Source organism: Chryseosolibacter histidinae (assembly GCF_018598225.1).
In the GTDB taxonomy this organism is placed as follows: Bacteria; Bacteroidota; Bacteroidia; order Cytophagales; family Cyclobacteriaceae; genus Chryseosolibacter; species Chryseosolibacter histidini.
Genome location: NZ_JAHESF010000021.1, coordinates 12058 through 30015 on the forward strand (window position 1 = coordinate 12058; position 17958 = coordinate 30015).

The following is a 17958-nucleotide window of genomic DNA, read 5'->3' on the forward strand; positions in this document are numbered from 1 at the left end:
GACTGAAATCATGAAAAAGATATTACTGATAATTTGTATTGCTGTTCTGGCACAGCAGCTGAGCGCCCAGGTGGAGCGCGGCAATATGCTGATCAAAGGAGGAACGGTGCTCACTGTCACCAAAGGAACACTGGAAGGCACGGATGTGCTGGTGACCAACGGAAAGATCGCGCAGGTGGGAAAGAACCTGACGGCACCCGCCGGTTACAAAGTTATTGATGCACAAGGAATGTTTGTGATGCCCGGCATCATCGATGCGCACTCGCATGCAGGTCTCGATGCCATCAACGAAGGCACGAGCCCGGTGACAGCAGAAGTGAACACGGGAGATGCACTGAACCCGTTTCAGGTTAATCTTTATCGTGCGCTGGGTGGCGGCGTTACCACCATCCACGCCATGCACGGTTCTGCCAACGCCATTGGTGGACAGTGCGAAACCATCAAGCTTCGCTTCGGTGTAAAAGACCCCGAGTTGTTGCGTATGGAAGGAGCGCCCCGCACCATCAAGTTTGCATTGGGTGAAAACCCCACACGCGTTCACGGTGGTGGCGGTATCGTTCCGCGCACCCGCATGGGCGTTGAGTTTGTGATCCGCCAGGCATTCTCGCAGGCAAAGGAGTACATGGCGGCCTGGGATACTTACAACAAGCAAAAGATCCAGAAAGGATTTCGCGGCGCACCCCCGGCCTACAACATGAGGCTGGAGACGCTGGCCGATGTGCTCAGGGGCAACATCATTGTGCACTGCCACAGCTACCGCGCCGATGAGCTGCAGATGATGCTCAAAGTTTGCAAAGATTTTGGTGTGAAAAGGATCGTGTTCCAGCACGTGAACGAAGGCTTCAAAGTAGCGCCCGAGCTTGCTGCTTACGGTGCCATGGCCTCAGTATTTTCAGACTGGTGGGCTTACAAGCTCGAAGTGTATTATTCAACAGCTTACAACGCTGCCATTCTGACGAAGAACGGCGTTACCACTTCGATCAACTCGGACGATGCCGAGCTGATGCGGCACCTGTATCACGAAGCGGCCAAAACCCAGAAGTATGGCGATCTTAATGACGATGAAGCGTTGTCGCTCATCACCATCAATCCCGCCAGGCAGCTGGGCATCGAAGACCGTGTAGGCTCTATCGAAACAGGCAAAGAGGCTGACATCGCCATCTTCAGCAAACATCCGCTCTCCATCTACGCCATTCCGATGATCACGGTTGTGGATGGCATCGTGCGGTTCGATCGTTCCAAAGACCCGGATGACATGCGCATCTTTGTCGATCCCAGACAGTCGGTAGAGACCACAACGTTACGCGAAACCCGCAATGCCCATGAGCAATGTATGGAAGGCGCTGACTACATGTTTGTAAAAATGTTTGGCTTAAACCTTAACGAGCAATGATCAGAACAATAAAATATATCGCAGGCCTGCTTCTGTTGCTGGTTTGCGTCATGGATCTCGGGGCACAAAGTCCCAAGGGAAAATACGGCACTTTCGCGCTCACCAATGCTTCTATTGAAACGGTCACGAAAGGTGTGATCAGCAATGGCACTGTTATTATCCGCAACGGCAAGATCGAAGCGGTGGGAACAAACATCCAGGTGCCGCAGGGCGCTGAGGTGATCGATTGCAAAGGAAGCTGGATCTATCCCGGCATGATCGATAGCGGAACCCGGCTCGGTCTTTTTGAGTTTGGCCAGGCACCACAGGCTACCGATGTGAGCGAGCTTGGCGACGTTGTGCCGCAGATGAAAGCCCTCACCGCCATCAACCCTAATTCTGCTGCTATTCCCATTAACAGGATCAGCGGTGTTACCACCACGCTTACATTGCCTGAAGGCGATCTGTTCTCTGGCACCGCGGCGCTGGTGAGTCTGCATGGTTATACACCGGACCAGATGTTCGAAGGTTTTGAGGCCGTGCTGTTGAATTTTCCGCGCACCGGCCGCAGGGGACCTTTCGACCGCCGCTCTGACGAAGACATCAAGAAGGCCACTGAGAAATCACTGCTCCGCATCAGCGAGGTGTGGGAACGTGCCGTACAGTACCATAGAATAGACTCGGCAACCAAAGGTAAGGGCACCTATTATCCTGAGATGCAGGCGATGCTTCCCGTGGTGCGTGGAGAAATGGCTTTGATCATCGATGTGAATGCCGCCAGGGATATTCAGACTGCGCTCAAGTGGATCAAGGAGAAAAAGATCAAAAAGGTGATCCTGAGCGGTGTTGCAGAAGGATGGCGCGTGGCCGATGAAATTGCGAAAGCCAACATCCCCGTGCTGGCAGGTCCGGTGCTGGAGCTCCCCACCCGCGACTACGACCGCTACGACAAAGCTTATGCGAACCCCGGTTTGCTCAGAAAAGCCGGTGTGAAGGTGGCCATCAAAACCGATGACGGTCATCTGAACTACCGGAATTTGCCCTACCACGCCGGCTTTGCAGCAGCCTATGGCATGGGACGGGAAGAGGCGCTCAAAGCCATCACCATCGTACCCGCGGAAATCTTTGGTGTGGCCGATAAGCTCGGCTCCATCGAACAGGGAAAAAGTGCAACGTTGTTCGTTTGCAATGGTGATCCCTTCGAGCCCAAAACCCAGGTAAGCCAGGTATTTATCGATGGCTGGCAGATGCCGATGGTCAGCCGCCAGACCTTGTTGTATGACGAATTCTTACAGCGCGATCCCGGTGTAGCCAAGGAAAAATAAAAGATCCGAAAATATTACGTTGCGAAAGAAGCCACAGAATTTCTGTGGCTTTTTTAGTATTTTCCGGCCATGTCTACCTATCAGCGTTTTCAAAAGCTCAATGAACTTCGCATCAAACGCATCAACTTCGAACGGGCGATAAAAGATATTGTCTTTATCTCCTTCGGCGTGATGTCTGCGGCTTTCGGACTGAAAAGTTTTCTGCTGCCCAATGGTTTTCTCGATGGCGGTGTGGTGGGTATCTCGCTGCTCACCAACGTGCTTACACAGATCGATGTGTCTATCCTGCTGGTGCTGATCAATTTTCCGTTTATGGTGATCGGCTACACCCAGGTATCCAAGCTCTTTGCCCTGAAAACATTTGTAGCCATCATCACCCTGGCGCTCTGTCTCGCCTTTATCAATTTCCCACTGGTCACCAACGATAAGCTGCTCATCTCTTTCTTTGGTGGATTCTTCCTCGGTCTTGGTATCGGACTTTCCATTCGCGGCGGATGTGTGATCGATGGAACGGAAGTGCTGGCCATCTATACCAGCCGCAAGACCACGCTTACCGTCGGTGATTTTATCCTGTTCCTGAACATCATTATTTTTTCGGTGGCGGCCTACCTCATCAACATCGAAACGGCGCTGTATGCCATCCTCACATACCTGGTTGCTTCCAAAACGGTCGACTTCGTGGTGCACGGTATTGAAGAGTATACCAGCGTGATCATCGTTTCGCAGAAGAGCGAGCTCATCAAAGATGCCATCATCAATCACATGGGGCGCGGCGTTACCGTGCTTAAAGGGAAAAGCGGCTTCGGCAAGCAAGGACATCGCGATTCCGATATCGACGTGCTTTATACCGTGATCACGCGCCTCGAGCTTCAGAAGCTGAAGACGGAGATCACCAAGATCGACGACGAGGCCTTCGTGGTGGAGAACAGTGTGAACGATATTAAGGGCGGCATGATCAAAAAACGCCCGTTGCAGGAGTAACAACCCTTTGAGGGTTTTGAACCCTCAAAGGGTTACTCTGCTCCGATCCATTTCCTGAAATCAGGCGCCGTCTCTTTGCTCACGTGGATCTCTTCTTTCATTTCGGGTTTCAGGTAAACCCTGATCTTTCCATTGTCGGGTTTGAACTTCTCGATGGCATTGATATGGGCGATGAACTTGCGGTTGATGCGGAAGAATTTCTTGGGGTCGAGGTCCGCTTCAATTTCTCCCAGGTTTTTGTCTACGATGAACTGGTGGCCGGCAAGATCTTTTACAAACACGATGCGGTGTTCGGTAAAAAAGAATGCGATCTCATCGAGGGTGAGGGCAATGAATTCGGTTCCTTTCTTTACAACAATGCGGTCTTTGCCGGAAGCATTTACCTGGCCGATCAGCTTCATGATGTTGCCCTGCACAAAATGCTGCTCGAGTTTTTTAAGTTTTGTTAGCGATCTTTTTAATTTCTCTTCCGTGATCGGTTTCAGCAGGTAGTCGATGGAGTTGAACTCGAAACTTTCCAATAAATATTTGTCGAAGGCTGTGGTGAAGATCACGGGAAACTGCACGGGATATTTTCTGAAGATCTCGAAGGAGTGGTCGTCAGCGAGTTGGATGTCGACAAAGGCAACATCGGGTGACGCGTTTTGCAAGAGCCATGCCAGCGTATCTTTCACACTGCCCAGTCGCGCCAGTACCCGGATGCCAGGGTCGAGACTTAGCAGCATGGCTTCGAGCTTAGCCTGGGCGAGCAGTTCGTCTTCGATGATAATAACTTTCATGTGCGGTGGTTTAGCTTTTCAGCGGTATCAGCGGTAATTGCACTTTGAAAAAGTTGTCTTCATTTTTTCCGGAGAGGATATTCTTTCCTGTCACCAGCCTGAAGCGCTCATCAAGGTTTCTGAGTCCGATGCGGGAAGAGTGCTGAAGGTTCCGCTTCTCGCGGATCTTGTTGCTGATGATCAGGTGATCTTCCTTTAAGTCAATATCAACTTGTAAAGGATGAAGCTCCGAGATCTCGTTGTGCTTCACCGCATTTTCAAGCGCCACAAACACGGAAGTAGGAGGGATGAGATAACTTTTTTCAAGCGCGCCGTTAAAATGTCTTTTAAAATGAAGCGCCTTGCCGAACCTGAGGTGAAGCAGCTCGGTGTACTTGTGTGTGAACTCAAGCTCGTCTTCCAGCAATACCAGCGTCTGGTCTTTCTGGCTCAGGATGTAACGATAAACCTCGGCAAGGTTCTCAGTGAACAATGAAGCTTTCTGCTGATCTTGCGAGATCAGGTAAGACAGGCTGTTCAGTGAATTGAACATGAAGTGCGGATCGATCTGGTTCTTTAGCGCAGCAAGCTCAGCCTCGGCTTTGGCCCGTGAGAGCTCCGCATTCTTGAGCTGCTCACCCTGCTGTTCCTTTACCATAAACACAGTCTCATACACATGCGTTACAAACAGCACACAGATCACGTTGATCAGCACCACGATCTGGATCACATCCCAGCTCACTTTTTCAAAGCCAGCCAGGCGGTACCACAGGCAAAGCCACGCCACAGTGAGTGGTGATGTGTAGAAGACGTTGTTCAGTAATAATAGAATGAGCTTTTCAATGGGCTTGTCGAACCAGGTAAAACGCTTGCGGGTCCTGAAAAGCAGGTAGCGATTACCTTCCCAGATCAGTGCCGCCAGCATGACGAAGTAAACGTATCCCGCCCAGTAGGCTGGGTCAGTTACTTTCAGGTTGCCGAACAAGCCTGACACGTTGGGTATGGTGATGCCAAAGAATGGAATGCCGATCAGCCTGATGAGCGTATCGTTCAGTTTTACATCTCCGCTATTGTTGATCGTGTCAGCCATCGGTCGGTTGAGACAATTATTTTTCCGTTTCGCGCGCTAAGTTCTGTCTTGTGTTTATAAAGTTCGCAAATTCATTGAAGTAAACGATCACCCTGTGCGAATTATCATTTTTATAACCCTGCTCCTGATGTCTTCTTTTACTGATGTTGATACAACGGCTGAGCGCATCAGCAGGTGCGCGGTCATTACACTGAACGGACCGATCGAAAAAGTTTTTCCATTGTTCGGGCCGGTGATGGAAAAGGAGTGGGCCGAAGGATGGAACCCTGAGATCATCTATTCAAGCTCAGGTATTGTGGAAGAGCACATGATCTTCAGAACAAAAGCGCATCACCCGTCTGAGTCTTACTACACATGGGTGATCACACAATACGATCCGGACCGGTATCTCATTGAATATACAGTGTCTACCGCAAACCGGATCTGGTTCATTCGTGTGGCGTGTAAACCCGAGGCATCCAAAACCATTGCCGAGGTGTGCTATACTTATACAGGTCTGAACGAGACAGGCAATGAACTCAATACGAAAGCCCTTGAGAAGATGTATACCCACGACCTGAAGGACTGGGAAACGGCCATTAATTATTATCTTCAGTATGGAAAACAACTTACAAGTCACTGATCACCAATCAATGAAACGAAGATCGGCAACCACAATGATCCGCAGCCTGGCCGGTATACTTTTGCTGATACCGGTGATGTTCTGCGAACAAAATGAAGTATGCGCCCAGGTGCTGTCTGCATCGGAGCAGGCGCTCACCAAAGAAAAGGTGCTGAACCTCTACGTCCGCATCAATGCACCCCTTGACAGTGTCTGGGAAAGGGTGAGCACGGAAAAAGGCTTTCACAAATTTTTCGCGCCTTCGTGCAAGCTTGAGCCGAAAACGCTGGGATTCATGGAAGTTCTTTTTGCCCCCGGAGCGCCTGAAGGACAACGCGGCGCCGAGAACAACCGGGTGCTCGCCATTCAGCCAAAGCAGATGATCTCCTTCACATGGGATGCTCCCCCGCAGTGGCCCGAGATCAGAAAGAACAGGACGGTGGTCTCCCTCCGCCTCTATAAAACGAGCGACCGCGAAACGCTGTTAACCTTGAGCCAGGCCGGTTGGGGAGTTGGCCCTGAGTGGGAAGCCGTCTTCAACTACTTCGAAAAAGCGTGGGGCGGATTTGTGCTGCCCAACCTGAAGTATAGCCTGGAGGTGAAACCCGTCGACTGGAGAGAGTTTCCGAAATACGCGCCGAAGGAATTAAAACCCGCAGAAAGATTTTAAACCCCTAATTGATATCTTATGGAACAACTGAACATCTGGGCGGTACTCGTCGCTGCCTTATCAACCTTTCTGATCGGTGGATTGTGGTATTCACCCGCTGTATTTGGCAAAGCGTGGATGCGGGAGAATGGATTTACGGAAGAAAGTATGAAAGGCTCCAACATGGTAAAAATATTCGGCCTCGCTTTTTTCCTGGCCGTGATCTCGGCCATCAACCTGGCCATGTTCATGGGGCCGGAGAATAAGCCGGAGATGGGCGCCTTGTGGGGATTCCTGGCCGGCTTCGGCTGGGTAGCAACGTTTGTGGGTACTCACTATCTTTTTGAGCGCAAGTCGTTTACACTTTTCCTCATCAACGCAGGTTACAGCGTGGTGGCCCTCACCATCATGGGCGTGATCATTGCCGCCTGGAAGTAGTAAGCGGTATTCGGTAATCGGTAGCCGTCGGATTCAAAACCGATTACCGGTTACTGATTACCGATTACCATTTTACTGACTATCTTTGGTTCTTGTGAGCACAGATCAGCAATACATTTCGGCATTTGGAGAAGTACTTCTGTTCATCATCGGAGGCATCATCTTCGTGGTGGGCGGCCTTATTGCCTCGCGGCTGATCCGGCCCAACCGTCCCAATGCAGAAAAGCTCGCCACCTATGAAAGCGGTGAAGAACCCATCAGCACTGCCTGGACGCAGTTCAACGTACGCTTCTACATCATCGCCCTGATATTTTTATTGTTTGAAGTGGAGATCGTGCTGCTGTTTCCCTGGACAACCGTTTTTGCAAAAAAAGAGCTCATCGAACAAACCAACGGCCGTTGGGGATGGTTTGCAGTAACAGAGGCGGTGATCTTTATTGTTGTGCTTGGACTGGGACTTGCCTATGCCTGGGTGAACGGTTTCCTGGACTGGATCAAGCCAGATCCTCAGCCTACAGAATACAAATCACCGGTTCCCAGAACATTATACGATAAGATCAACGAGCAGTACGCCGGCGGCCCGAAGCCAAAGGCAGATGATAAGTTATGAAAGGATTACTCGATCAGCGATTTGAGAACGGGGGCTTCATCATCACCAAGATGGAAGACCTCATCAACTGGGCCAGGTTGTCGTCCATGTTTCCCATGACGTTCGGCATCGCCTGCTGTGCCATTGAGTTCATGAGCACGGGAACCACCGTTTATGATATGGACCGCTTCGGCATGGCACCCCGTTCATCACCCCGGCAATCTGATGTGATGATCGTGGCCGGCACCGTCACGTTCAAGATGGCTGACCGCATCAAAAGATTGTACGAGCAGATGGCGGAGCCGCGTTACGTTATTTCCATGGGCTCATGCTCCAACTGCGGCGGCCCTTACTGGCAGCATGGCTACCACGTTGTGAAAGGTGTGGACCGGATCGTGCCCGTGGATATTTATGTGCCCGGATGCCCGCCCCGCCCCGAAGCGCTGATCGGTGGCTTTCTCAAGCTTCAGGAAAAGATCCGGAGCGAAAGCCTCGTGGCCCCGAAAGCAATTGAAAAACTAATGCAGCAGGAACATGCTAACGTTTGACGACCTCTTAGTCTTCGTTCAGAAACACTGCAGCCATGGCGAAGCGGTGGCCGATGTCAACGCCACGCCCAAAGCTGTGAAGTTACCCGCTGCCGATCTTCTGAACGTATGCCATGCACTTCACCAGGACCCTTCCACCTACTTCGACTCGTTGTCGTGTGTCACCGGTATCGATAATGGCCCCGAAGCTGGAACGATGGAAGTGGCCTATAACCTGTATTCGATCCCCTTCGGCTATCACCTGATGTTGAAGGTGGCAGTGCCGCGTGAAAAGCCCGAAGTTGATTCCGTCACGGGGATCTGGAAGGCTGCCAACTGGCACGAACGTGAGGTGTTCGACATGTTCGGTATCGTGGTGAAAGGCCACCCTGATCTTCGCAGGATCCTGATGCCCGCCGACTGGGAAGGACATCCGCTACGCAAAGATTACAAGCAACAGGAGTATTATAGAAATATCAAAGTGGAGTATTAATGCCCACAGACCAGATCCAATATAAGAATCACCCGGGAAGCCTGCTTCAATCTGAGCCCAACAAGCTCAGGGTGGAAGATCTGCGGTCGGAGGAGATGATCATCAACCTCGGCCCGCAGCACCCGTCCACACACGGGGTGATCAGGCTGGAAGTGCTCATGGACGGAGAGATCGTGCGAGAGGTGGTTCCCCACATCGGGTACCTGCACCGTTGTTTCGAGAAGCATGCGGAGAACCTTCCTTTCAACCAGATCATTCCTTTCGTAGACCGGCTTGACTATGTGGCCGCCATGAACTGTGAGCATGTGTATGCCATGGGTGTTGAGCGTATGCTGGGCATTACCGATCAGATCCCGAAACGAGTTGAGTATGCAAGAGTGCTGATGGCCGAGCTGAACCGCATCGCCTCTCACTTTATTGCCATCGGTACGTATGGAATGGATATCGGCGCCTTCACACCATTCTTCTGGATCATGCGCGATCGCGAGCACATTCTCCGTCTCCTGGAGTGGGCAAGCGGCGCAAGGCTGCTGTACAATTATATGTGGATCGGCGGACTGTTCTACGACCTGCCCGTGGGCTTCGAAGAGAAATGTGCGGAGTTCATCCGTTACATCAAGCCGAAGCTGAAAGAGCTGGAGTCGATCCTGATTGACAATAAGATCTTCATCAACCGCACTGCCAATGTAGGAGTGCTTCCACTTGACCTCGCCATCAACTGTGGGGTTACTGGTCCGATGCTGCGGGCATCAGGTCTTCGGTTCGACCTGCGAAAAGTGGATGCCTATTCTATTTACCCTGAGCTCGATTTTAATATCCCGATAGGAGAGGGCAGGGTGGGGTCTGTAGGCGACTGCTGGGACCGCACCTGGGTGAGGATGCAGGAGATCCATGAATCGGTGAAGATGGTGGAACAATGCCTGCAAAAGCTTACCGGTGACCATAAGCGTACACGTGATTTCGATCCGCAGGCACTGGTGCCGAAAAAGATCCGTCCCAAAGCACAGGATTTTTACATCAGGGGAGAAACGCCAAAAGGTGAGCTCGGCTTTTTCTTCAGAACTGACGGCCGTAACGATATCCCGTTCAGGTGCAAGGGACGCTCATGCTCTTTTGTGAACCTGTCAGTACTTCCAGAGATCGCGAAAGGCGTGCTGATCGCCGACCTCATTGCCATCATCGGAACGATCGATGTGGTGATGGGTGAAGTGGATCGTTAGAATTGTTCTTCTTTTGTGAAGACGCTGGTAAGATCGAGGGTGAAGCCAGGCAAAACATTCTCTCCATCAAGCGTTTCATGAAAGGCCCTGACTTCCACACTGCCATTTTTGCGGTAGATGGTTGTTTCTTTCTTCCTGGGATTGATCATCCACGAAAGCTCGCATCCGTTCTCCATCCACTCTTTCATTTTTTCGTGTAGAAATCTTTCATGATCCGTTTCAGAAAGCAATTCGATCACAAAATCAGGGCAGACATGAGCGAATCTTTTGCGGTCTGCAGGAGCAACTCTTAGCCACTCTTCTTTTTTGATGTAAGCAGCATCAGGGGATCGCACGGCGTTGTTGGGTAAGGTAAAACCAGCGTTGTATCCAAACACATGTCCAAGTTTGGTTTTCCTGTTCCAATAAACCAGGTCTGAGGCTATTTCAAGATTAGATTCGTCCGTGTCAATTCCAGTAGGTGCCATGATGATAATTTCTCCTTTAGCGTTCCTTTCAAAATTGATGGAATCGTTCTCCTGGCAGAACCAGAAGAACTGCTCTTCCGTCATCCCTCCGATCGATTTGGTCTTGATCAAATATTCCATCGCCTGGCAAGCTATTTATTCAAATATACATAATTTGAGGTGTTATTCTCTTGAGATGGTCAGGATACTCAATACCAAACAGATCAAAGCGCTGGATGCTCACACCATTGAGCATGAGCCGGTAAAATCTATCGATCTGATGGAGCGGGCATGCCGCGCGTTTGTAAACTGGTTTGTGCAGCGCATCGACGCTACTAAAAAGATCGGTATCGTCTGTGGTACCGGCAATAACGGCGGCGACGGTCTGGGTATCGCCCGGATGTTGCACGACTGGGGTTATCCCGTGAAGGTCTGGATCGTGCGGGGACTGGTACCCGAATCGGCCGATTTTAAAACGAACCTCGAGCGGATCAAAGGCGAACCCGAGATCGCGGACATCATCACCGAATCGGATAAAGGATTGTTTACCGACCGAGATGTTTTGATCGACGCCATTTTCGGTTCGGGACTGTCGCGTCCCGCAGACGGCATTTATGCACAGGCCATCCGTTGCATGAATGAAACAGATGCCATGCGCATCGCTGTCGATATTCCTTCAGGCCTGTTGGCAGATAATCCCTCATCAGGAGACATCATCAAAGCGCACTATACAGTCTCGTTTCAGATCCCCAAGCTTGCTTTTTTCTTTCCGCATTCGCATCCATTCACTGGCGAGTGGACCACGGTCGACATTGGTTTGCATAAGGACTTCATCAGGCAATCGGAGACCTCCCATTTCCTGGTGACAGCAAAAGATATCACCAGGATCATAAGACCACGCAAACGGTTTGATCACAAGGGCACTTTTGGCCATGCACTGATCATCGCGGGAGGTTACGGCAAGATGGGCGCCGCATTGCTGGCTTCCGCGGCGGCTTTGCGTTCAGGCCCTGGGTTGTTGTCTGTGCACGTACCTAAGAGCGGTTACACCATCCTGCAGACGGCGTTGCCCGAAGCCATGGCCAGCATCGATACGCACGAGCATTTCTTCACAGAAGCACCCTCGCTTGAGAAATATTCCACGATAGGCATTGGTCCCGGCATCGGGCAGGAGCCCGCCACGGTCAAAGCGCTGGCACAGGTGCTGGCGAACTTCAAGGCACCCCTGGTGATCGACGCCGATGCGCTGAACATCCTTGGCGTCAATCCGGAGCTGATGAAACGGATCCCGGAGAACAGTATCCTCACACCCCATCCGAAAGAATTTGAACGACTGGCGGGCAAATGGGACAATGACTTCCAAAGACTGGAAAAACAGAAACGCCTGGCTTCAGAGCTTAAGTGTGTTGTGGTGCTCAAGGGCGCTTATTCTTCTATTGCCACTCCTGACGGAAAGGTTTATTTCAACCCTACAGGAAACCCGGGAATGGCCAAGGGCGGCAGCGGCGATGTACTGACAGGAATTCTCACCGGCTTGCTCGCGCAGGGCTATTCTGCGGAAGAAACGGCCCTGGCGGGTGTGTATTTGCATGGTTTGGCAGGTGATATCGGCAGTAGGGAAAAGGGGACTTTTAGTCTGATCGCCACAGATTTGGTGGAATTTTTACCCCAATCATTCAAAACCGTTCTAAATAAATTTTAGCCGGTGTTAAACTTTTAGCGGCCGTTTTGCATCTAAATATCAAAAAACGGTGTTTTGACCCGAACTTTGGTGCGAATTTTGTCGTATATTGTAATAACTTAAATGGATATGCGTTTACTCAAATTGTTTCTGGTGTTGATCCTGGCTGCAGCCTCCCAGTTGGGCTGGGCACAGACGGCACATCAGGATGAGCCAGGTATAAGCCTGGAGCGCGATCCCATCAAATCGGTTCAGATCTTTCCCAACCCTGCTACCGAATTCCTTCATGTAAAAGTTGAAGACCTCCCCGCCGAAAAAGTAAAGCTTACGCTGCACAGCATCATCGGCAATCAGATGGAGGTTGAATCTGAAGTAGTGAACGAGCACGAGCTGCGCGTGAAGGTTAAAGACCTGGCTTCAGGATATTATTTCATCGCTGTAAAAGATGCCGAATCCAAATTCCGCGGCACCTACAAATTCCTGAAACGTTAACGCGCTGTTAACGATCTCAGCTTCTCAGAAAAGCTTCTCACATCTTCTTCCGTAGTATCGAACGAGCACATCAACCGTACCTCAGACGTTTTTTCATTCCAGATATAAAAGAAGTGCTCTTGCTGGAGCTCCGGGATGATCGCTGGAGGCATGATCGCAAAGATGCCATTGGCGTCCACCGACTGGGTTATTTTCACACTGCTGATCTTTTTGAGCTCCTGCTCCAGCAGCTTCGCCATTTTGTTGGAATGTATAGCGCTTCGTTTCCAGAGGTCGTTGGAGAGCAGTGCTTCGAACTGGGCGCTGATAAAACGCATCTTCGAATGCAGCTGCATGCCCTGCTTGCGGATGAATTTAAAGTATCCGGCCAGCTCGGGCTTGAAGAAGATCACCGCTTCTCCGAACATCATGCCGTTCTTGGTTCCGCCAAACGAAAGCACATCCACGCCGGCATCACGGGTAAAGGATGCAAAGTCGGTATTGAGGCTTGCCGCTGCGTTGGCCAGGCGTGAGCCATCCATGTGTAGATAAAGATTATATTTTTTGGCTACCGCCGATAGCGCTTTCACTTCTTCAACAGTATACACAGTAGCATACTCCGTGGTCTGCGAGATGGAAATGACCTTCGCCTGCGGATGGTGCTGGTCGTCAAGCCTGATGACCCTGGCCTCGAGCTGGTCGGGATAGATCTTGCCGTTTTGCGTGGGCACCGGTATCAGCTTGCAGCCCGTGAACTTCTCCGGGGCGGTTGATTCATCCACATTGATATGCGCTAGCTCGGAGCACAAAACAGAATGAAAGGAATGGGTCTGTGCCTGCAGGCCGAGCACATTGGCGCCTGTTCCGTTGTAAACGAAAAACACTTCAGCGGTCTCCCCGAAATATTCCCTGAATTTTTTTACTGCCCGGTCCGTGAATCCATCGGCGCCGTAAGAGGCAGCATGGCCCTGGTTGGCGCGTTGCAATGCTTCCATGATCTCGGGATGAACTCCCGCATAATTATCACTGGCAAACGTATTTTTTGTCATCGTTCTTGTACTCTGGGGCTCAAAATAAGGCTAAGATCACTAAAAACCATTACTTTAGAAGAGATATATGGTTATCCTCTCATGATCAACATCCTTGTTCCCACCGACTTCTCAGCGTTGTCGAAAGTAGCAGTTCTGTACGCCATCAAGATCGCCAATCAGCTCGACGGTCATATAACGCTCCTGCATGTGGTAACCATTACACAAACGGTTCGCCACTCCATGCACGACAAGATCAAAGACCTGGAAGACGACCTGATCACCTTTGCCGAACGGGATCTCAACAAGCTCATCAAAGAAGTGTGCAAGTCCGTGAAGACCACCGAACCCATCAGCTGCAGGGTTGTGCGCGCATCTGATTTTCATGATGCCATAAAAAAGGAAGCAAAACGGTTAAAGACCGGGCTGATCGTGATGGGCACCAAGGGAGCAAGCGGACTGAAAAAAGCTGTTGTGGGAAGCAACACCGCATCGGTTATCGAGCTCAGCCAGGTTCCGGTACTGGCTGTTCCGGAGCGTGCGAAGTTCAAAGGTTTTAAAGAGATCGTTTACGCCTCTGATCTGAAGAATGCAGAAAAGGAGCTGAAGATGCTCATGCCCTATGCTGAGAACTTCGGCGCCACCATTCACCTGCTGCACATTGCGCCCTCCGGCAAAGATGTTGAAGCGCTTGAAGAAAAAGTTGATAAAATTGTTCAGAGGCTCGGGTACACCAATGTGGTGACCCTCGTGCTTGTCGACTATTTTATTGAAGGCGCGATCGACCAGTATCTGGGGGTGTGCAAGGCCGACCTGCTGGCAATGTTCACCCACAACCTCACCTTCTACGAGAAGCTCTTCGACCGCAGCATGACCCGCAAAATGGCGTTTCAAAGCAGTGTGCCGCTGCTGGCGTTTAAGCAGAAGAGATAGTTGCCGGTTGCCAGTTGCCGGGTAGCCGGTTTAGAGCCGCGTGTATAACGTCTTCAACTCCGATCAGGCAAATTTGAGATAGCGTAAAAACCAAGTCTCATATCGATCTCCTATTCTTTGCACTAAGCATAGAAAATGGCACGTCACCAAACTGGCAACTGGTAACCGGCAACTGGCGACCATTCTAAAACTCCGCGTTACCCGGGAACCTCGGGAACGGTATCACGTCACGGATATTGGTCATGCCTGTAACAAACAGGATCAGGCGTTCGAAGCCGAGGCCGAAACCACTGTGCGGGGCCGAGCCGAACTTGCGCAGCTCAAGGTACCACCACAGGTCCTTATCCGGTAAGCCGAGCTCCTGTACACGTTTCAGCAGGCGGTCGTACCGCTCTTCACGCTGCGAGCCTCCGATGATCTCACCGATACCCGGGAAGAGCACATCCATGGCAGCTACGGTTTTTCCGTCCTCATTCTGACGCATGTAAAACGATTTGATGGCTGCCGGATAGTTATAGAGGATCACCGGTTTTTTGAAATGTTTCTCCACCAGGAAACGCTCATGCTCTGACTGAAGATCGGCACCCCATTCATCGATGAGGTACTGGAATTTTTTCTTCTTGTTGGGCGTAGAGCTCCGGAGTATGTCGATGGCTTCCGTATAGCTGAGTCGCTGGAAATCATTTTCTGAAACGAACTTCAGGCGGTCGATCAGGCTCAGCTCGCTGCGTTGCTCCTGCGGCTTGGTCTGCTCTTCTTCCAGGGCGCGTTTGTTGAGGAATTCGAGATCTTCAGCGCAATGCTCCAGCGCATACCGCACGAGGTATTGCAAAAAATCCTGCGCAAGCTGCATGTTATCCTGGATATCGTAGAACGCCATCTCGGGTTCGATCATCCAGAACTCGGCCAGGTGACGGGTGGTGTTGGAGTTTTCAGCACGGAATGTAGGCCCGAAGGTATAGATATCACCCAGCGCTAGAGCATAGGTCTCGCCTTCAAGCTGGCCCGATACAGTGAGGTTGGTCTCGCGGCCGAAGAAGTCCTGCTTGTGATCTACCTTTCCCTGCTCATCGCGCGGCGGGTTGTTGGCATCCAGCGTGGTTACCCTGAACATGGCACCAGCACCTTCGGCATCGGAGCCCGTGATCACCGGCGTGTGAACGTAGACAAACCCGCGTTCGTTGAAGAATTTGTGTACGGCAAAAGCCATGGCATGCCGTACCCGCATCACAGCGCCAAACGTGTTGGTGCGGGCGCGCAGGTGGGCGATCTCACGCAAAAATTCGAGTGAATGTTTTTTGGGCTGAAGCGGAAATTTCTCGGCATCGCTGTCGCCCAGGATCTCAAGTTTCTGCACCTTTACTTCCACGGGCTGACCTTTGGCCGGCGAGGGCACAAGCTCGCCCGTGATGGAAACGCACGCACCGGTGGTGATCCTTTTAAGTAATGTTTCGGGTGTATTATTAAAATCAACTACGGCCTGAATATTCTGAATGGTAGAGCCATCATTGATGGCTACGAACTGGTTGTTCCTGAAAGTTCTGACCCATCCCTGCACCGTAACCTGTTGTCCGGAAGGGGTGGTAGTTAAAAGTTCTTTTATTTTGGTACGTTTCATGTTAGGAGAACGTGTTATTGCCGGTTTTAGGCCACCGGAAGGTTCGCAAAAAACGAAAAAACTTGTTGAATTTCATAGCCAAAGCGGCCGTTTGGCGCCTAAAGATTGATTGATAGAGGGGCAATAATAGATATTTGAAAATAGTGATAAAGGCCTGTGAGAGGCAAAATTCGAGGCGTTCTGAGCAAATACAGGTTTTACTAAGTGACCTTAATTAATAACTTTGCGGTTAATATTTAGTGCGAATTAGCGATTCAGAATGCAAAAACTCGGTTTAAGCCAATCCTTACAACAAAAGCTGTCACCCCAGCAGATCCAGTTCATTAAGCTGCTGCAGGTGCCTACAGCTGAACTGGAAAGCAGGATCGAGGAGGAGCTCGAGGTGAATCCAGCGCTGGAAGAAGGGGAAGACCAGGAAACTCCGGCGGAGAGCACAAACGAAGAAGAATACCAGGAGTCATCGGGAAGCGAAGAGGAGATCGACATCAAAGACTACCTCCGCGACGACGACTACAGTGGATACAAAATGCAGGGTGACGGCGACGATGACGACGATCGCGAGATGCCGATCCCCATGGCCACCTCCCTGCATGAGCAACTGATGAGCCAGCTCGACTTTTTGGGATTGGACGATCGCCAGTATGCCATCGGTAAACAATTGATCGGAAGTATTGAAAGTGACGGATACATCCGCCGCGAGCTCGAAGCCATTGTGAATGACCTCGCGTTCTCACAGGGTATTGAAACCACGGTAGATGAGGTGGAGGCTGTGCTGAAAAAGATCCAGACCTTCGACCCCCCCGGAATTGCAGCGCGTACTTTACAGGAGTGTTTGCTGCTGCAGCTAGACCGGATGGACAATGGCCACGATATCGATGTGGCGGTAGCCAAAAAGATCATCGCTGAATGTTTCGATGAGTTCACCAAGAAACACTACCACAAGATCCAGAAGAAGCTCGATACCGAAGACGAGGATTTTGTACGCGACGCCATAGACCTCATTGTGAAGCTGAACCCCAAGCCGGGTGGCGGAAGCATGGCTACGATGGCCAAGAACCAGTACATCATCCCGGACTTTATCCTCACCAACAACAACGGCAAGCTTGAGCTGGCCCTGAACAGCCGCAATGCTCCCGAGCTGCGCATCAGCCGGTCGTATACCGAAATGTTCAAGGCGTATGACAAGAGCAATAAGAAAGACAAGAAACTGAAGGAAGCGGTGACGTTCGTGAAGCAAAAGCTGGATGCGGCCAAATGGTTCATCGACGCCATCAAACAGCGCCAGCAGACCCTGTTGCGTACCATGCGTGCCATTGTTGATTTTCAGTATGACTTTTTCCTGGAAGGGGATGAGACCAAGCTGAAACCTATGATCCTGAAAGACATCGCTGGCATGATCAATATGGACATCTCCACCGTGTCGCGGGTGGCGAGCAGCAAAGCCGTGCAGACCGACTTCGGTATTTATCCACTCAAATACTTTTTCTCTGAAGGCATCTCCACCGATTCAGGCGAAGAAGTGAGCAGCCGCGAAGTGAAGCAGATCATCAAAGACATTATCGATGCTGAAGATAAGAACAAACCCCTTTCTGACGATAAGCTCGAAAAGATCCTCAACGACAAAGGTTATAACATTGCACGGCGTACGGTAGCAAAATACCGGGAGCAACTCAATATTCCTGTTGCACGCTTAAGAAAGGAGATCTGACGTGAACGCCCTGGCCCGTATCATTTCCGT

Annotated in this window: 19 protein-coding genes; 14 read left to right on the forward strand and 5 right to left on the reverse strand. The window is 50.9% G+C overall.

What is annotated here, in order from left to right; genetic code table 11:
* Window positions 1-10: 10 nt before the first annotated feature.
* From KK083_RS19475 to KK083_RS19485, 3 genes are all read left to right on the forward strand, one after another.
* Complete coding sequence (locus tag KK083_RS19475) at window positions 11-1393, forward strand: amidohydrolase (RefSeq protein ID WP_254166514.1); 1383 nt, start codon at window positions 11-13, stop codon at window positions 1391-1393.
* A complete protein-coding gene (locus KK083_RS19480; protein ID WP_254166523.1) occupies window positions 1390-2697 on the forward strand; it encodes an amidohydrolase family protein in 1308 nt (435 codons plus the stop codon). Before KK083_RS19475 ends, KK083_RS19480 begins: the two co-directional genes overlap by 4 nt.
* A gap of 69 nt (window positions 2698-2766) precedes the next feature.
* Window positions 2767-3678 carry a YitT family protein gene (locus KK083_RS19485; protein ID WP_254166525.1) on the forward strand — a complete coding sequence of 304 codons (912 nt, stop codon included), beginning with the start codon at window positions 2767-2769 and terminating at the stop codon, window positions 3676-3678.
* Between the two features lie 32 nt (window positions 3679-3710).
* Here KK083_RS19485 and KK083_RS19490 read toward each other — a convergent pair whose 3' ends face one another.
* Together KK083_RS19490 and KK083_RS19495 are read right to left on the reverse strand one after the other, a co-directional pair.
* The gene (locus KK083_RS19490; RefSeq protein ID WP_254166527.1) at window positions 3711-4457 is read right to left on the reverse strand and encodes a LytR/AlgR family response regulator transcription factor; all 747 of its coding nucleotides are present in this window, start codon (window positions 4455-4457) and stop codon (window positions 3711-3713) included.
* A 10-nt stretch (window positions 4458-4467) separates the two neighbouring features.
* Window positions 4468-5526: a sensor histidine kinase gene (locus tag KK083_RS19495; RefSeq protein WP_254166529.1), complete on the reverse strand. Its 1059-nt coding sequence runs from the start codon at window positions 5524-5526 to the stop codon at window positions 4468-4470.
* Window positions 5527-5653: 127 nt separating this feature from the next.
* Here KK083_RS19495 and KK083_RS19500 point away from each other — a divergent pair, with 127 nt between their 5' ends.
* From KK083_RS19500 to KK083_RS19530, 7 genes are all read left to right on the forward strand, one after another.
* A complete protein-coding gene (locus KK083_RS19500; RefSeq protein WP_254166531.1) occupies window positions 5654-6148 on the forward strand; it encodes a hypothetical protein in 495 nt (164 codons plus the stop codon).
* Window positions 6149-6158: 10 nt separating this feature from the next.
* Window positions 6159-6797, forward strand: coding sequence for an SRPBCC family protein (locus tag KK083_RS19505; RefSeq protein ID WP_254166533.1), 639 nt, complete (start codon window positions 6159-6161; stop codon window positions 6795-6797).
* An 18-nt stretch (window positions 6798-6815) separates the two neighbouring features.
* Complete coding sequence (locus KK083_RS19510; RefSeq protein ID WP_254166535.1) at window positions 6816-7214, forward strand: DUF1761 domain-containing protein; 399 nt, start codon at window positions 6816-6818, stop codon at window positions 7212-7214.
* A 94-nt stretch (window positions 7215-7308) separates the two neighbouring features.
* A complete protein-coding gene (locus tag KK083_RS19515) occupies window positions 7309-7824 on the forward strand; it encodes an NADH-quinone oxidoreductase subunit A (RefSeq protein ID WP_254166537.1) in 516 nt (171 codons plus the stop codon).
* Complete coding sequence (locus KK083_RS19520) at window positions 7821-8351, forward strand: NADH-quinone oxidoreductase subunit B (RefSeq protein WP_254166547.1); 531 nt, start codon at window positions 7821-7823, stop codon at window positions 8349-8351. Before KK083_RS19515 ends, KK083_RS19520 begins: the two co-directional genes overlap by 4 nt.
* Window positions 8338-8823 (forward strand): NADH-quinone oxidoreductase subunit C, encoded by a 486-nt coding sequence (locus tag KK083_RS19525; protein ID WP_317195238.1) that lies wholly within the window; start codon window positions 8338-8340, stop codon window positions 8821-8823. Before KK083_RS19520 ends, KK083_RS19525 begins: the two co-directional genes overlap by 14 nt.
* On the forward strand, window positions 8823-10043 hold the full coding sequence (locus KK083_RS19530) for an NADH-quinone oxidoreductase subunit D (RefSeq protein ID WP_254166549.1): 1221 nt from the start codon (window positions 8823-8825) through the stop codon (window positions 10041-10043). Before KK083_RS19525 ends, KK083_RS19530 begins: the two co-directional genes overlap by 1 nt.
* Here KK083_RS19530 and KK083_RS19535 read toward each other — a convergent pair.
* The gene (locus KK083_RS19535) at window positions 10040-10630 is read right to left on the reverse strand and encodes a Uma2 family endonuclease (RefSeq protein WP_254166550.1); all 591 of its coding nucleotides are present in this window, start codon (window positions 10628-10630) and stop codon (window positions 10040-10042) included. The genes KK083_RS19530 and KK083_RS19535 overlap by 4 nt on opposite strands.
* Before the next feature lie 55 nt (window positions 10631-10685).
* Here KK083_RS19535 and KK083_RS19540 point away from each other — a divergent pair, with 55 nt between their 5' ends.
* Together KK083_RS19540 and KK083_RS19545 are read left to right on the forward strand one after the other, a co-directional pair.
* Window positions 10686-12191, forward strand: coding sequence for an NAD(P)H-hydrate dehydratase (locus KK083_RS19540; protein ID WP_254166552.1), 1506 nt, complete (start codon window positions 10686-10688; stop codon window positions 12189-12191).
* Window positions 12192-12299: 108 nt separating this feature from the next.
* Entirely contained in the window at window positions 12300-12662 is a 363-nt protein-coding gene (locus KK083_RS19545) for a T9SS type A sorting domain-containing protein (RefSeq protein ID WP_254166554.1), read from the forward strand.
* Here the strand turns inward: KK083_RS19545 and KK083_RS19550 are convergent.
* On the reverse strand, window positions 12659-13690 hold the full coding sequence (locus KK083_RS19550) for a threonine aldolase family protein (RefSeq protein WP_254166556.1): 1032 nt from the start codon (window positions 13688-13690) through the stop codon (window positions 12659-12661). The two genes, KK083_RS19545 and KK083_RS19550, sit on opposite strands and share 4 nt — an antisense overlap.
* 81 nt (window positions 13691-13771) lie before the next feature.
* Between KK083_RS19550 and KK083_RS19555 the strand changes: the two genes are divergently transcribed.
* Window positions 13772-14602, forward strand: coding sequence for a universal stress protein (locus KK083_RS19555; protein ID WP_254166558.1), 831 nt, complete (start codon window positions 13772-13774; stop codon window positions 14600-14602).
* Window positions 14603-14786: 184 nt separating this feature from the next.
* Here the strand turns inward: KK083_RS19555 and asnS are convergent, their stop codons facing one another.
* On the reverse strand, window positions 14787-16220 hold the full coding sequence (gene asnS, locus KK083_RS19560) for an asparagine--tRNA ligase (protein ID WP_254166560.1): 1434 nt from the start codon (window positions 16218-16220) through the stop codon (window positions 14787-14789).
* Between the two features lie 259 nt (window positions 16221-16479).
* On the opposite strand from asnS, the gene rpoN reads away from it, so the two are divergent.
* Entirely contained in the window at window positions 16480-17928 is a 1449-nt protein-coding gene (rpoN, locus tag KK083_RS19565) for an RNA polymerase factor sigma-54 (RefSeq protein WP_254166567.1), read from the forward strand.
* Window positions 17929-17958 lie beyond the last annotated feature (30 nt).

Coding starts and splice junctions, on each gene's coding strand:
- asnS (WP_254166560.1), bottom strand. CDS start 16,220: ATGAAACGTACCAAAATAAAAGAACTTTTAACTACCACCCCTTCCGGA.
- KK083_RS19550 (WP_254166556.1), bottom strand. CDS start 13,690: ATGACAAAAAATACGTTTGCCAGTGATAATTATGCGGGAGTTCATCCC.
- KK083_RS19475 (WP_254166514.1), top strand. CDS start 11: ATGAAAAAGATATTACTGATAATTTGTATTGCTGTTCTGGCACAGCAG.
- KK083_RS19530 (WP_254166549.1), top strand. CDS start 8,823: ATGCCCACAGACCAGATCCAATATAAGAATCACCCGGGAAGCCTGCTT.
- KK083_RS19485 (WP_254166525.1), top strand. CDS start 2,767: ATGTCTACCTATCAGCGTTTTCAAAAGCTCAATGAACTTCGCATCAAA.
- KK083_RS19495 (WP_254166529.1), bottom strand. CDS start 5,526: ATGGCTGACACGATCAACAATAGCGGAGATGTAAAACTGAACGATACG.
- KK083_RS19545 (WP_254166554.1), top strand. CDS start 12,300: ATGCGTTTACTCAAATTGTTTCTGGTGTTGATCCTGGCTGCAGCCTCC.
- KK083_RS19500 (WP_254166531.1), top strand. CDS start 5,654: ATGTCTTCTTTTACTGATGTTGATACAACGGCTGAGCGCATCAGCAGG.
- KK083_RS19490 (WP_254166527.1), bottom strand. CDS start 4,457: ATGAAAGTTATTATCATCGAAGACGAACTGCTCGCCCAGGCTAAGCTC.
- KK083_RS19505 (WP_254166533.1), top strand. CDS start 6,159: ATGAAACGAAGATCGGCAACCACAATGATCCGCAGCCTGGCCGGTATA.
- KK083_RS19535 (WP_254166550.1), bottom strand. CDS start 10,630: ATGGAATATTTGATCAAGACCAAATCGATCGGAGGGATGACGGAAGAG.
- KK083_RS19555 (WP_254166558.1), top strand. CDS start 13,772: ATGATCAACATCCTTGTTCCCACCGACTTCTCAGCGTTGTCGAAAGTA.
- KK083_RS19525 (WP_317195238.1), top strand. CDS start 8,338: ATGCTAACGTTTGACGACCTCTTAGTCTTCGTTCAGAAACACTGCAGC.
- KK083_RS19510 (WP_254166535.1), top strand. CDS start 6,816: ATGGAACAACTGAACATCTGGGCGGTACTCGTCGCTGCCTTATCAACC.
- rpoN (WP_254166567.1), top strand. CDS start 16,480: ATGCAAAAACTCGGTTTAAGCCAATCCTTACAACAAAAGCTGTCACCC.
- KK083_RS19540 (WP_254166552.1), top strand. CDS start 10,686: ATGGTCAGGATACTCAATACCAAACAGATCAAAGCGCTGGATGCTCAC.
- KK083_RS19480 (WP_254166523.1), top strand. CDS start 1,390: ATGATCAGAACAATAAAATATATCGCAGGCCTGCTTCTGTTGCTGGTT.
- KK083_RS19520 (WP_254166547.1), top strand. CDS start 7,821: ATGAAAGGATTACTCGATCAGCGATTTGAGAACGGGGGCTTCATCATC.